At 50.0% G+C, this 13,572-nt stretch carries 13 protein-coding genes; 7 read left to right on the top strand and 6 right to left on the bottom strand.

Features of this window, described 5'->3' with window-relative positions:
* Positions 1-163 precede the first annotated feature (163 nt).
* The 7 genes from folE2 (at position 164) to K5X84_RS02275 (ending at position 7,470) form a co-directional block, all read left to right on the top strand.
* A complete protein-coding gene (gene folE2, locus K5X84_RS02305; RefSeq protein WP_222236482.1) occupies positions 164-1,090 on the top strand; it encodes a GTP cyclohydrolase FolE2 in 927 nt (308 codons plus the stop codon).
* A 91-nt stretch (positions 1,091-1,181) separates the two neighbouring features.
* Positions 1,182-1,733, top strand: a complete 552-nt coding sequence (locus tag K5X84_RS02300) for a DUF2726 domain-containing protein (RefSeq protein ID WP_054491174.1) — start codon at positions 1,182-1,184, stop codon at positions 1,731-1,733.
* Positions 1,734-1,757: 24 nt separating this feature from the next.
* Positions 1,758-2,714, top strand: a complete 957-nt coding sequence (locus tag K5X84_RS02295) for a cobalamin biosynthesis protein CobD/CbiB (protein ID WP_222236480.1) — start codon at positions 1,758-1,760, stop codon at positions 2,712-2,714.
* Between the two features lie 50 nt (positions 2,715-2,764).
* Positions 2,765-3,775, top strand: a complete 1,011-nt coding sequence (locus K5X84_RS02290) for an adenosine kinase (protein ID WP_054491176.1) — start codon at positions 2,765-2,767, stop codon at positions 3,773-3,775.
* A 46-nt stretch (positions 3,776-3,821) separates the two neighbouring features.
* Positions 3,822-5,201 carry an adenosylhomocysteinase gene (gene ahcY / locus K5X84_RS02285; protein ID WP_222236479.1) on the top strand — a complete coding sequence of 460 codons (1,380 nt, stop codon included), beginning with the start codon at positions 3,822-3,824 and terminating at the stop codon, positions 5,199-5,201.
* Positions 5,201-5,770, top strand: a complete 570-nt coding sequence (locus tag K5X84_RS02280; RefSeq protein WP_199493704.1) for a GNAT family N-acetyltransferase — start codon at positions 5,201-5,203, stop codon at positions 5,768-5,770. The genes ahcY and K5X84_RS02280 overlap by 1 nt, the downstream gene beginning before the upstream one ends.
* A 380-nt stretch (positions 5,771-6,150) precedes the next feature.
* Positions 6,151-7,470 carry an NAD(P)/FAD-dependent oxidoreductase gene (locus K5X84_RS02275; RefSeq protein ID WP_222236477.1) on the top strand — a complete coding sequence of 440 codons (1,320 nt, stop codon included), beginning with the start codon at positions 6,151-6,153 and terminating at the stop codon, positions 7,468-7,470.
* Between the two features lie 358 nt (positions 7,471-7,828).
* Here K5X84_RS02275 and K5X84_RS02270 read toward each other — a convergent pair whose 3' ends face one another.
* From K5X84_RS02270 to cgtA, 6 genes are all read right to left on the bottom strand, one after another.
* Positions 7,829-8,974: an ABC transporter permease gene (locus K5X84_RS02270; protein ID WP_054489958.1), complete on the bottom strand. Its 1,146-nt coding sequence runs from the start codon at positions 8,972-8,974 to the stop codon at positions 7,829-7,831.
* Positions 8,974-9,708, bottom strand: a complete 735-nt coding sequence (locus K5X84_RS02265; RefSeq protein ID WP_054489956.1) for an ATP-binding cassette domain-containing protein — start codon at positions 9,706-9,708, stop codon at positions 8,974-8,976. The genes K5X84_RS02270 and K5X84_RS02265 overlap by 1 nt, the downstream gene beginning before the upstream one ends.
* A gap of 3 nt (positions 9,709-9,711) precedes the next feature.
* Positions 9,712-11,163 carry an alpha/beta hydrolase gene (locus tag K5X84_RS02260; protein WP_222236476.1) on the bottom strand — a complete coding sequence of 484 codons (1,452 nt, stop codon included), beginning with the start codon at positions 11,161-11,163 and terminating at the stop codon, positions 9,712-9,714.
* A gap of 148 nt (positions 11,164-11,311) precedes the next feature.
* Entirely contained in the window at positions 11,312-11,686 is a 375-nt protein-coding gene (locus K5X84_RS02255) for a DUF3718 domain-containing protein (RefSeq protein ID WP_199493701.1), read from the bottom strand.
* A gap of 111 nt (positions 11,687-11,797) precedes the next feature.
* The gene (gene folA, locus K5X84_RS02250) at positions 11,798-12,298 is read right to left on the bottom strand and encodes a type 3 dihydrofolate reductase (RefSeq protein ID WP_222236474.1); all 501 of its coding nucleotides are present in this window, start codon (positions 12,296-12,298) and stop codon (positions 11,798-11,800) included.
* Positions 12,299-12,370: 72 nt separating this feature from the next.
* Positions 12,371-13,525, bottom strand: coding sequence for an Obg family GTPase CgtA (gene cgtA / locus K5X84_RS02245; RefSeq protein ID WP_222236473.1), 1,155 nt, complete (start codon positions 13,523-13,525; stop codon positions 12,371-12,373).
* Positions 13,526-13,572: the final 47 nt, after the last annotated feature.

The following is a 13,572-nucleotide window of genomic DNA, read 5'->3' as shown; positions in this document are numbered from 1 at the left end:
TGTTTTGAGTCAACCACTGTGCACAGTGCACAGATAGAATCGATTAGGGCAATCGGTGTCACCTGGTTAAATTCTGCGATATAATGCCCACCTTTAGACTGAGCCAACTTGATCAAGATCAATCTGGCCGGACAATATTCACGAGACTTGGAGTTCACAACGAATGCCAACAGTTATGCCCGACGTAGCCAACCAAACGCAGGCCCAGACAGAGGGAGCCCTCGATTGGGTTGGCATGAGCAACATTGAAGTTCCACTTATGGTAGCCGCCGCCGGCGTACCAGAGCGCCCTGTGGCCGCTAAAGTGGAAGCTTTCGTCAACCTGAAGAACCCGAAAACCAAGGGTATCCATATGTCTCGCTTGTATTTATTGCTGGACAAACTCTCGACCGAAGGTGAACTCAGTCATGATACTTTGAAGCAGCTGCTGAATGACTTTATTGAAAGTCATAAAGACATCAGTGATCAGGCCTTTATTAAGTTTGATTTTGACTACCACTTACGCCGCAAGTCGCTGATAAGCAAAAAACAGGGCTGGAAAGCTTACCCGGTGACCTTAGCCGGTCGCTACGATGCCGGAAAACTAAAGCTGGAGCTGTCTGTTGATGTGCCTTACTCGTCAACTTGCCCGTGCTCTGCAGCGTTAGCGCGTCAGTTAATTCAAGACGCCTTTAGTGCCCAGTTTGCCGGTCAGGAACAAGTTGATGCAGCCACCATGCACGAATGGTTAGGTTCGACCGAAGGTATTGTCGCTACACCACACAGCCAGCGTTCAATTGCTGAAGTTAAAGTGGCATTGAGCGAGAGCGTTACTGACTTTCCTATTGTGGAACTGATTGACGCTGTTGAAGATGCGCTGAAGACGCCGGTTCAGGCTGCAGTGAAACGTGAAGATGAGCAAGAGTTTGCCCGTTTGAACGGACAAAACCTAATGTTCTGTGAAGACGCATCGCGCCGCTTACAACACCAGTTGAACCAAATGTCACACTTCCGTGACTTCTGGCTACGGGTGAACCACTACGAGTCGTTGCACGCACACGATGCTGTCAGTGTCACCACCAAAGGTATTCCGGGTGGTTATTCAGCCTAACCCGGCTTAAATTAATTCCATAAGCAGCCATTAGTGGCACAGCTTTTGCTTCACACCTCACAGAGCGTCAATTTTCTGATGAGGTGTGAAAATGGAAATTATCTTGTTGTTGTTTGTTGTTGTATTAATTGCGGTGGCCGTTATTGCCAGCCGAATGTCCGAAAACTACGTCCCCTACCCTTATAGACTAAAAGATACGACCCTGTGCACGGCTCAGGAAGACCAATTTTTGACACTGCTGGAAAAGTCGGTCGGCGATGATTTCCGTATTTTCACTAAAGTCCGCTTAAGCGATATTGTTACCGTGCGTTCCGGCTTGTCGGCAACTGCCCGTAAAGACGCGCACAACAAAGCCAGCCAACGTATCCTTGACTATGTACTGTGCGACATTCACACCATGCAGGTAAAAGCTGCCATTGAACTGGAACCCGGACAGTCTTCGCTGAACCAGCAGAAGCGTAACTTGTTCCTGAAAAACACCCTGGCCGCAGCCGGCTTGCCGTTCCTGCGCTTTAAAGCCAAGCCGGGTTACCGTGTAGCTGAGCTACACGACTACATTCATGGCAAAATTCGTCAGGCCGAGCACGTTCGCGCAGCCGTACCAACCAATAGAGACAAAGATAACCAGCCGATTGCCGCTTAACCATGTCCGTGGCAGTATAGCTGCATGAACACGGAGCTTTTAAACGACATTCTGTTATCCCCTGTGACCCTCGCTCTGCTGGCATTGCTGGCAGAGCGCTGGTTTCCGTGGCCGGAACAATGGCATCCACTTGCCGTTTTCCGGCTAATGGCTTCCTACATGAGCGGCAAGGTGAACAAGCCCGGACGCCCGGTCAGCCAACAACGTATTGCCGGTTTTCTGGCCTGGTTAACCATGTCGCTGCTGGTGCTGCTGCCGGCGGCTATTGTCTTTGCCGGTGCCGAAGTGGAGCTTGCCATTGGCTGGCTTATTCTATTGGTCAGTTTACGTCAGCAACCCGTTACTCATGCCGTGCGTCTGGCGGACAGCCACTTACAGCGGGGTCGTAAAAATGCCGCCCGCGCCTGGCTAAGCCGCGTCACCTGGCGCGACTGTGACTTACTCAGCGAACACGGCATTGCAAAAACCAGTCTGGAATTACGTGCCGCCAGTATTTTAGAACACCGCTTCACTCCTTTATTCTTTTGGTTTATTGGCGGCCCTTTAGCAGCGCTTGGTGTACGTACTGTCTATGAATTGACTCAGATATGGCCCATTGCTCAGGCTCGCTACCGCCATTTTGGTCTGGCAACTCACTGGCTTTACACCATAAGCCACTTTTTCCCTTCGTTTTTACTGTCGCTGGCAGCGCGTTTTATGGCGTTGTTTCAGCCCAACAAGCCCAAACTGCAGTCACTCAACCGTAACTCGTTGTTCCCGACTGTGCTGCTCAGTTGGTTGCAGAGTTTCAGTTATTGTCACCGGGTAAGCCTGGGCGGGCCTATACAAGTTCAGGGAATTCGTATTGCGCGACAGCGTTTTGACGGCCGTCCGGCAGAGTTGTTATTGCCCCGGGCGCAGCGCTGGCAATGGCAATGGCAGATCTTTTTCATTGCTTGTCTGGTTATTGCACTTTTTGCTCTGTTCATTTATCGACCCTGACCGACTCATCGGGTATACTACGCGCCCTAATAAGGCAACCATTTAATACTATGAAAACCATTGATGTAATCGGCATTGGCAATGCGCTGGTGGATCAGGAGTTTGAGGTCACTGATGACTTCCTCCAAAAGCACAATTTGAAAAAAGGCATGATGGAGCTGATTGACGAAGACGCTCAAAATACTCTGATTGCCGAACTCAGCGAACTGGGTGAATTAAAAAAGCAGTGTGGGGGTGGCTCAGCCGCTAACTCGCTGGTGGCTTTTGCTCAGTTTGGCGGAAAAGCCTATTATTGTTGTAAAGTTGCAGACGATGAAGCGGGTATGTTTTACCGTCAGGACTTAGAGCAAGTGGGTATTGAAACCAGCCTTAAAAAGCAGCAGAACCCGGGTATCACCGGTCGTTGCCTGGTCATGGTTACCCCGGATGCTGAACGCACTATGCGTACACACCTGGGCATTACCGCTGACTTGTCCACCGTTGAAATTGATGACCATGCGATTGCAGCAGCAAATTACCTTTATATTGAAGGTTATTTAATTACCTCGGAAATTGCCCGTGGTGCTATTCAGCATGCTAAAAAAGTGGCGCGCGATAACAACACCAAACTGGTTATGACCTGCTCTGACCCGGCAATGGTGAAGTTTTTCCGCGACGGCATTGATGAAATTCTTGAGGGTGGTGTCGATTTAATGTTCTGTAACCGTGAGGAAGCAGAATTATTAACTGGTAAGGACGATCCTCAGGCGGCTTTAAGCGTATTACTAAAGCAAGCCGACACGGTTGCAATTACTCTGGGCAAAGATGGCGCCTTAATTGCTAACCGTGAGCGTCAGGTTCATGTTCCTGGGGTGCCGGTTAAAGCTATTGATACCAACGGTGCCGGCGATATGTTCGCAGGTGCTATGCTGTACGGTTTAACCCGTAATATGTCGTTAGAAGACGCAGGCCGTCTGGCCAGCCACGCGGCCGCTGAACTGGTTACCGAATTTGGTGCTCGACTGGATAAAGAGCGTCAACAGCAGTTAATTGAGCGTGTTATGAAGGCTCAAACCGCCTGAACTCATTACAAGTTCACCGACAAGATCACTGAAAAAGAGAGTCGCTATGAGTGTAGAAAATTCGCAAGACTACAAAGTTGCAGATATTAGCCTGGCAGAATGGGGTCGCAAGGAAATTGCGATTGCTGAGTCCGAAATGCCGGCGCTGATGACTATCCGCCGCAAATACGCTGACAGCAAACCACTGGCCGGTGCCCGCATTATTGGTTGTATCCATATGACCATTCAAACAGCTGTGCTGATTGAAACCTTGCTTGAGCTGGGCGCAGAAGTACGCTGGTCGTCGTGTAATATTTTCTCTACTCAGGACCACGCTGCTGCCGCTATGGCCGCTGCCGGTGTTCCGGTATTTGCCTGGAAAGGCGAAACCGAAGAAGAGTACGACTGGTGCTTAAAGCAAACTTGCCACAAAGACGGCGAGCTGTGGGATGCCAACATGATTCTGGATGACGGCGGTGATTTAACCCTGATGATCCACGACGAATTCCCACAAATGCTGGACAAAGTACACGGCATTACCGAAGAAACCACTACCGGCGTTCACCGCCTGCTGGACATGCTGGAAAAAGGCACTTTGAAAGTTCCGGCCATTAACGTGAATGACGCCGTAACTAAGTCAAAAAATGACAACAAATACGGTTGCCGCCACTCGCTGAACGACGCCATTAAGCGCTCAACTGACCACCTATTGTCAGGTAAAAAGGCTCTGGTTGTTGGTTACGGTGATGTGGGTAAAGGTTCTGCCGCAAGTCTGCGTCAGGAAGGCATGATTGTTAAGATCAGCGAAATTGACCCAATTTGTGCTATGCAGGCTTGCATGGACGGCTTTGAAGTGGTTTCTCCTTACATTGACGGTAACAACAAAGGTAACGGCGAGAACATTAACAACGACTTGTTGGGCAATACCGACCTGATTGTCACCACAACCGGTAATATGGACGTGTGTGACCGTTATATGCTGGCGGCACTTAAGCCTACCGCTCTGGTTTGCAACATTGGCCACTTCGATAACGAAATTGACACGGCCTTTATGCGCAAAAACTGGCGCTGGGAAGAAATTAAGCCACAGGTACACAAAATTTATCGTTCAGACGATGATAACGACTACCTGATTCTGCTGGCCGAAGGCCGCTTGGTGAACTTAGGTAACGCAACCGGTCACCCAAGTCGTATTATGGATGGCTCTTTTGCTAACCAGGTACTGGCGCAGATTCACTTGTTTGGACAAAAGTTTGCCGACATGGACAAAAAGCAGCAGGAAGAATACCTGCGCGTAGAAGTTCTGCCGAAGCAACTGGACGAAGAAGTGGCGCGTTACATGGTGCAGGGTTTTGGTGGCGTTATCACCAAGCTGACAGCGGATCAGGCCAACTACATTCACGTTGATGCAGAAGGTCCGTTTAAGACTGACGAGTACCGCTACTAATGAGCGATATCATTTATCGTGAAATAACGGCTGCCGATATGGCGGCCGTTATTGATCTGGCCAACGAAGTTCATGGTGACAACTACCTGAACGAAGACAGTTTTCAGCAGTATTTAGCCGGCGGTACCGCTGGTAACGTACAGTTGAACTGGATAGCCCTGCGCGGCGATACGCCTTTAGGTATAAGAATTACCCTGGCCCCCGGACAATGGCCCATTGATGATTTTTGCACCCCTGACGCCTGGCCAATTCCGGCCGACAAACTGTGCTACTTTAAATGCGCCGCCGTATCGGAAAAGGCACGTGGCTTAGGCATAGGCAAAGAGTTGCTGTATCGCAGCATAGCTTCAGCCAAAGAGCTGGGCTGCCAGGGTGGCTTAGCGCATATTTGGATGCAAAGCCCCAAAAACAGCGCCTATGAATATTTCACCCGCTGCGGCGGTGAAATGATTAAACAACACGAAAAACGCTGGTACAAAGCCTCAGTAGAAGACGGCTACTATTGCCCTGTGTGCGACGGCACCTGCTACTGCGACGCCGGCGAAATGCTGCTGAAGTTCGATACGTAAGGCTCCGACTAGCGAGCGCTGAGGTTGCATGGGCTATTGTGGAGGACGCCCGTAAATACATCCCTGTAGGGCTTGGGCAGCGCCATCCATGGCGCTGCACACCTCCACAATAGCCCATTGCAACCGTCGGGCGCGCTCTCTACCCGGCATCTCACGTAATCGCAGCAATTTATCGTAAACATGGATATGCTAGAAGGACAGGTCATTCACTTGAGAGCGTTACGAGTGTTGAAGGCCTCTGTGGCGGAGTGTCGAAGGCCATGGATGGCCTTCGTCAAGCCCTCATGGATGAGCTTGTAGCGTCTCCGCCACAGAGGCCTTCAATGCTCAAGCGAAGCAAGTGAATGACCTGTCCTTCTCTGCTTTAATAGGTGGTGATTATGTATGATCCTTTGGTTAATGCGCCTCCGGGGCCTCATGATGCTCCTGAGCCTAGTTATTGGCAGCAGCATACGCAGGCCAATTTTCCGGAGTGTGTGGATGCGCCGGAGGAAGTGGAGTTTGCTGTTATTGGAGCTGGGTATACTGGCTTAAACGCAGCCCGGGTTCTGGCTGAAAACGGGCACTCTGTTGCGGTGTTTGAGGCTAACCAATTAGCCTGGGGGTGTTCCTCCCGTAATGCTGGCTTTGTAATGAAAAGTACCGGTCGACTGGGCTTGTCAGCCTGGGCGGAACGCCTGGGTAACGAAGTTGCGCAAGGCATTGCCGCCGAACACCAGAAAGCGCTGCAGTTGGTTGAGGAAACGGTACAGGAGTGCCCTCAGCATTGTCAGCGCCAAAACGGTGGTTATCTGAAAATAGCGCATAAACCCGGCGCCATTGATCCGTTAAAGAAACAGTATGACCAGCTCAAACAATTTAACCAGCCGGTGGAATGGCTGACGCACGAGCAATTGAGCAGCCTGGTTTCCAGCCCGCAGGCTCATGCGGCTTTACGCTTCACCGACTGCTTTGCTCTGAATCCTATGTTATTAGCTGCCGCCACCGCCCGACGGGCCGTTGCAGCCGGTGCGCAGTTAGTTGAGCATTGCCCGGTAACAAAGGCGGTGTCGCTTGGCGGCAAAGGCGTGTATTTGCAAACCGCTAAAGGCGCTGTACGCGCACGTAAGCTATTAGTTTGTTCTAACGGCTATACCTCAGGGCAATTACTTCCGGAGCTTGCCAGTCGCTCGCTACCGGTACTGTCGAGCATTATTACCACCCCACCTCTGAGTAAAGAACAAGTTGAAAGCATTAAGCTGTCACCCCAGTACGCCATAATGGATACTCGCATACTGAAGTACTACTTCCGCTTACTGCCGGATAACCGCTTATTGTTTGGCGGCCGCGGTGCCATACAGGGGAAAAATGCCGCCGATGCTGTTTATGCCAAACGTCTGCTAACGGCTCTGCACCAGACCTTTCCGCAACTGCGGGATATCAACAAATGGGAACACTTCTGGAGTGGCTGGGTTAGTGTATCACTGGACGATTACCCGCGAATAGGCAAAGTAAAAGACAATACCTACGCCAGCATGGGTTACTGCGGCGCCGGTGTTAGCTTTACCGCCTTAGCAGGCCAGCGACTGGCAGAAGCCGCCATGGAACAACCCCTGCCCGAGCTACCGTACTACCAGTCACAACTAAAGCCCTTCCCACTGCCGCGCTTCCGCCGCCTGGGCCAATGGCTCTACTACCACTACGGCCGCCTACTCGACTGAGACGGGACAGGCTATTCACTTGTTTCGCTTGAGCATTGAAGGCTTCTGTGGCGGAGACGCGACGAGCTCATCCATGAGGGCTTGACGAAGGCCATCCATGGCCTTCGACACTCCGCCACAGAAGCCTTCAACACTCGTAGCGCTCACAAGTGAACAACCTGCCCCTTTAGACTCTCTCATAAAGGCTTAAGTCGCTTCTTATCTGAAGCGGAAGATAGCGAGCGCGCCCAACGGTTACACAGGGCTATTGTGGAGGTGTGCAGCGCCATGGATGGCGCTGCCCAAGCCCTACAGGGATGTATTTACGGGCGTCCTCCACAATAGCCCTTGTAACCTCAGCGCTCGCTATTCTCCTCAGCTACAGGCCGAAGACGATTTTTTCGCTTTTGAGCATTCGGGCTATGTATTTCATGAGCAGCAGTGCGGCTGCCAGGGTGGCAATTGCGCTGATGACCGTTCCCATGACATTTACGTTTTCGCCGCGTATCAGTGACAGAAATGCCTGATGCTGACCGGTTAGCGGAAGGTAATAGAGGATAGGATTTTTAAGGCGTGCGAATTCCACACCAAAAGAAGCTGCCATTGGAATGATCAGCAAGAAGCTGATGTAGGTTTGTGCTTCTTTGAAGTTCTTCGCCCGGAAGGACACGAACAACTGCAACGCGGTAGCAAAGAGAGCTAACGGCACCAGCAGTATGAACATTAACGCCATCATACCGACACTGAAATTCACATTCATGCCAATTTCATGCAGTGGCACGTAGGCAAAAATAATGGGAATAAGTACCAGTGACAGTATTGCCCCGAACAATGAGAAGGTTGTTGCAGTCAGTGCTTTACCGGTCACTATATCCCAGGTACTTAGTGGCTGACTCAGCAGAAACTCCAGTGAGTTACGCTCGCGTTCACCTGCACTAATGTCTATGGCGACGTTCATGCCGGACCAGAACACGGACAGAATAATAAAGACCAGCACACTGCCCATGATCAGAGCCGCCTTTGAGCCACGGGTTGCCAGGTCCTGTTTCTGCAGTTGTACCGGCTGAATCACGCGTGGGTCGACGCCGCGCAGTGTTAAACGGTATGCGGCTATTTGGCTTGAATAAGCCTGCACTGCCTGCTCTACTCGCTTAATATCGGTTTGCTGTTTTTGTGCGGACCAGTCTGCCCGTAAAGTCACTTCTACTGGTTCTGCTTTACGAACGCTTTCCTGCCAGTTTTCAGGCAAAGTAAGGACTATAGGCGTTTCGGTTTTTGCCCATTCACCCTGCTTCTGGACGACGCCTCGTTCATTAAGAAAATCAACCAGTTGTGGTGCGTTTTCTTCACCTTCAATAGTAATTTCAATGTCGGCTTTATCGGTCAGTTGCGTAATCAGAAAAAAGAATGCCACGGCCATTAACAGTGGTCCGAAAAAAGCATAAGACATAGCTGCCAGAACGGAACGCTTGTCTCGAATTGCATCACGAAATTCTTTTTTCCATACAGAGGTTAATGCACTCATCAGGCTGCTATCCCCTCGTCAGTACCAATTATCTTCACGAAGGCATCTTCCAGTTGTGGCTCGCCTGTCATGTCGCACAGCTCTTGTGGGGTTCCTTCTGCGGCAACTTTGCCGTTTGCCATAACCACCACGCGGTCACAAAGTGCTGCAACTTCCTGCATTACGTGGCTGGAAAACAGAATGCAGGTACCCTGCGCACGCTGCTCGCGCAGCACGTCTCGTAAAATACGGGTACTCATTACGTCCAGTCCGCGGCTGGGCTCATCAAGAATCAAGTGCTTAGGGCTATGCACCAGTGCCTGTGCCAACGCTACTTTCATTCTCTGGCCTTGCGAAAAACCGGCTGTACGTCTGTCGGCCAACTCTTTGATGTCGAGCTTTTCTATCACTTGTTCGACAGCTTGCTTTTGCTTGCTACCGGTAAGACCGTGAAGTCCGGCGAAGTAAGCCACTTGCTCACGTACCGTCAAACGCTCGTAAAGACCGAATTTGTCGGGAAATATGCCCAGATTACGGCGGGCATCAATGGGGTTCTGATTCGCATCGACACCTTCAATTTCAGCTTTACCGGTATCGGCCTGCAGTAATCCGTAAATAATACGCAAACAAGTGGTTTTACCGGCGCCATTAGGGCCAAGGAGCCCGGTAATTTCACCGTCTTTTGCCTGAAACGAGAGCGAATCCAGCGCTTGCACATTTTTAAATGTTTTTGTTAGTGCATCTACGTTTATCATCCCTTATAGCCCCGCTGCATTTTGGTTCAGTACGAAAGGCTTAAGACTCTGCTTAGTTAAGCAACTGCCATCTATATTTTCGATTGAGCCCTGCTCAATAAAATCCGCAACAAGTTGATTCGCACATGTATGGCTGGCAATGGTATGGCCTGCGTTTGGCGCAACTAAGTGCTTACTGTTGGGCAAAGTCCGGTGTGCAATCTCTCCCCATTCAGGCGGTGTTACCGGATCTAACTCACCGGATAATAACAATACCGGTTTGTCGCTAACGACAGGATCAGACCAGTAACCAGGTACACTCGATGAGCGCCAACCCGCACACATATCAACAAAGGCGTCGCCGGTGCGACTGCCAATAAATTGATTGTCGCCGTCTTGCTCAAGCAGCTCTGGTGTGGCTCGTGGTAGGTCTTCAGAACAGACGACCGACAACATCAACCCCAAATAGATACTGCTTTGAGACATGGTGCCGCCCATGAGTCCAAGAATGGCATGGTAGTCTCCTGCCGCGGCAGAATGGATAGCATAAGGTAAAAGCTGACGAGTATTCGGGTGGTATAAAGCCACTCGCATAATGGAACTGAAACGTCCTGGTGTTAGTTTAATTTCGAGAGGCTCGAAGGACAAAGGATCACGTGTTTCCAATAAGATATTCTGAGCTTCAAGTTCAGCCATCACCTCATAATATTCTTGTTCAAGCTTTGGAAATTTCTCACGGCACGCAGTTTGTTCTGTGCAGTCTTCTAACATGGCATTAAATGCGTCAGCACCATGTTGACCAAAAGGACCAATAACAACCTGAGGTGGTGCAATTGCATCTAAAGTAGCGGTACGAACTGAGCCTGGAGCTTCACGCAAATAAGTAAGCCCTACCCGGGTGCCGTATGATCCGCCATACAAATTCAGTTGCTCAATTCCTAAATGTTCACGTACCCGTTCGAAGTCTTTTACCGCATTAACGGTGTGATATTGCGTTGTATCAGTATTAGGGTATTGCTTCAGGCATTCACGGCTCAACTCTGCAAGGTCTTGCTCATCGTCAGCGCGAATGAGTTCATCTGGCCGCTCGATATCGCATTTCAACGGATGACTTTTCCCTGTGCCGCGTTGATCGATTAAGAGAATATCCCGCTTCTGGCGCACTCCCTCAAACATTCGCGCTATCATTGGCGCAAGCTCTGTCGCCGCCTGCCCGGGCCCGCCTGCGAGAATAAGCATTGGATCAGCCTTGGCGCCTTCCTGAACTGCCGGCAGTACAGCGTAATAAATGCCGATATGCTTGCCTTCAGGCTGGTCATAATTTTCCGGAACTGACACCGTTCCACAATGCAATTGTTCCTGCACGCCGGGAAGATAACAGCTTGCAGCTTCGGTTGTTTTTGTCTGTGCCAAACTGCTCAGCGGAGCTAACCCCAATAACAGTACCGGCAAAGCTAGTGCCATCCATTGTTTCATAACGATTCCGTTTGTTTGCGTAACGGATCTATTGTCGTAGAGAACGGGGAAGAATTACAAGGTAAGTTACTGATTGAATTGTTAGAAGATGTAAAAAAGCCCGCAAACAGCGTTTGCGGGCTCTTGAAATACGCAATAAGTCTTTTAATTAAAAGCCAGCGCGTTCTTTAATTGCCTGAGCGATGGCAGTGTCGCCATGACCGTTAGACTGAGCCCACTCGTAGTCGCCTGAGCTTTGCAGTTCATCTACTGACAGACGACCAACGATGAAGCTACCAATTTCTTGTGAGCCGTTCGCCATTGCGAATTGCAGTAAGCTTTGTCCATTACACTGGATGCCGCTGTAGATATCACGTACACGGACACGAGAGTCACGCAGTTTCTTACGCATACGCATGGTGTCGTCACCTTGTACGTATGTGCACAAGCTCAAAGCTAATTCATTTGCTTCTGCGCTTTTTGAGAATGTTGCGCCTGTCGCTGCAACAGCAGCCATCAAGGTGCCTAATACAATCGCTTTCATGTAAAACCCCATCACAAGATTGTTCAAAAATTCATCAGGGATGATACTACGAACTCAAGCCTGCTGCAATGGCCTAAAATTGTTGTAAGTTACTGAATTTATAACTTCTTATTAACGTTTCCTGTCGAAAATAAGGGTACTGAAGTTATGTGAATTACGCTCGTCGGCGGCAAAGTTTTGCCGCTCTACCTCTTGCCAATCAGCGACTTGGAGATAGTCGGGAAAATAGGTATCGCCCTCAACATTTAGATCTATTTTAGTAACATATAGGCGGTCTGCGAGCGGTAAAAATTTTTCATAAATTTTTCCTCCACCAATGACCATAAGTTCATCAACCGGCCCTGCAGCCGCAATAGCTTGTTGCACACCAGATACCCAGATGACCTGACTGTCCTGATTTTCCGAACGATCCGTTCGACGGCTTAGAACGATATTTTTGCGCCCGGGTAAAGGTCGGCCAATTGATTCAAAGGTTCGTCGACCCATAACAATTGGCTTACCCAAAGTAATTTTTTTGAAATACTGCAACTCATCCGGAAGATGCCATGGCATTTTATTGTCTTTGCCGATAACCCGGTTATCTGCCATTGCAACCACAAGTGAGATTTTCATTCGGCGATACCCTTAATACGTAGCCTGACGTTTACGCCAGGAAACAATATCCCACCTGACATAAATGTCAGGCTACTTCTGATAAATAACTTCGACGTCGTGATCGTCATCATCGTCGTCGTCTTCGTCATCCTGCTCTTCTTCCAGCACTTCTTCGTGGTAGGTATCCCACATAAACTCAACTGGATCGGCTTCTTCCTGTTGTTCCGTGCTAGGTGCAGGTAAGGTCTCAAGGTACGAGATAACCTCACGACAAAGAGCATCACTGCCGCGTCCTTCTAACGCCGCAATTTGGAATACCGGGCCGTCCCAGTCCAGCGCTTTAACCAGCTCATCAACTTTTTCCTGAACTTCTTCGTCCAGCAGTAAGTCGACTTTATTGATGACCAGCCAGCGCGGTTTTTCTGCCAGTTTAGGACTGTATTTTTCCAGTTCATTGATGATGATACGTGCCTGCTCTGCAGGGTCGGTCTCATCAAAAGGTGCTAAGTCCACCAAATGCAGCAGTAAACGACAACGCTCCAGGTGTTTCAGGAAGCGAATACCCAGGCCAGCGCCTTCAGCGGCACCTTCGATAAGACCCGGGATATCGGCAATAACGAAACTTTGATGTGGTGCCGGACGCACAACCCCCAAATTAGGTATTAACGTGGTAAAGGGGTAGTCCGCTACTTTAGGACGCGCCGCTGAAACCGAACGAATAAAGGTCGATTTACCGGCGTTTGGCATACCCAGTAAGCCCACGTCGGCCAGCAACATGAGTTCAAGCTTTAATGAGCGTACTTCACCCGGAGTACCATCGGTTTTCTGCCGAGGAGCACGGTTCACACTGCTTTTAAAACGTGTATTACCTAAACCATGGAAGCCGCCTTTGGCGACCATTAACCGCTGACCATGTTGCGTCAAATCGCCAAGAACTTCGCCGGTGTCGACGTCGGTAGCGCGAGTACCCGGAGGAACCGGCAGCACAATATCGCTACCGCGTTTACCCGTACAGTTTTTACCCATACCATTTTGCCCACGCTCCGCTTTATGGAAGCGCTCAAAACGATAGTCGATAAGGGTATTCAGGTTTTCATCGGCTTGCAGGTAGACATCGCCACCATCGCCGCCGTCACCACCGTCGGGACCACCTTTGGGAATGTACTTCTCGCGACGGAAACTGATACAACCATTACCGCCGTCACCCGCATCTACGCGGACTTCTACTTCATCAACGAATTTCATCGCAATTTGCTACTTATCACTTAGAGAATACTGTGCAAAATTCTAGC

Source organism: Idiomarina abyssalis (assembly GCF_019797805.1).
GTDB lineage: Bacteria > Pseudomonadota > Gammaproteobacteria > Enterobacterales > Alteromonadaceae > Idiomarina > Idiomarina abyssalis.
Note: the sequence above shows the minus strand (reverse complement) of the source record. Positions and strands in the feature narration are given on the sequence as shown.

Bases quoted from the DNA above. Each gene is read 5' to 3' on its own strand.
- folE2 (WP_222236482.1), top strand. From the start codon at position 164: ATGCCAACAGTTATGCCCGACGTAGCCAACCAAACGCAGGCCCAGACA.
- K5X84_RS02300 (WP_054491174.1), top strand. From the start codon at position 1,182: ATGGAAATTATCTTGTTGTTGTTTGTTGTTGTATTAATTGCGGTGGCC.
- K5X84_RS02295 (WP_222236480.1), top strand. From the start codon at position 1,758: ATGAACACGGAGCTTTTAAACGACATTCTGTTATCCCCTGTGACCCTC.
- K5X84_RS02290 (WP_054491176.1), top strand. From the start codon at position 2,765: ATGAAAACCATTGATGTAATCGGCATTGGCAATGCGCTGGTGGATCAG.
- ahcY (WP_222236479.1), top strand. From the start codon at position 3,822: ATGAGTGTAGAAAATTCGCAAGACTACAAAGTTGCAGATATTAGCCTG.
- K5X84_RS02280 (WP_199493704.1), top strand. From the start codon at position 5,201: ATGAGCGATATCATTTATCGTGAAATAACGGCTGCCGATATGGCGGCC.
- K5X84_RS02275 (WP_222236477.1), top strand. From the start codon at position 6,151: ATGTATGATCCTTTGGTTAATGCGCCTCCGGGGCCTCATGATGCTCCT.
- K5X84_RS02270 (WP_054489958.1), bottom strand. From the start codon at position 8,974: ATGAGTGCATTAACCTCTGTATGGAAAAAAGAATTTCGTGATGCAATT.
- K5X84_RS02265 (WP_054489956.1), bottom strand. From the start codon at position 9,708: ATGATAAACGTAGATGCACTAACAAAAACATTTAAAAATGTGCAAGCG.
- K5X84_RS02260 (WP_222236476.1), bottom strand. From the start codon at position 11,163: ATGAAACAATGGATGGCACTAGCTTTGCCGGTACTGTTATTGGGGTTA.
- K5X84_RS02255 (WP_199493701.1), bottom strand. From the start codon at position 11,686: ATGAAAGCGATTGTATTAGGCACCTTGATGGCTGCTGTTGCAGCGACA.
- folA (WP_222236474.1), bottom strand. From the start codon at position 12,298: ATGAAAATCTCACTTGTGGTTGCAATGGCAGATAACCGGGTTATCGGC.
- cgtA (WP_222236473.1), bottom strand. From the start codon at position 13,525: ATGAAATTCGTTGATGAAGTAGAAGTCCGCGTAGATGCGGGTGACGGC.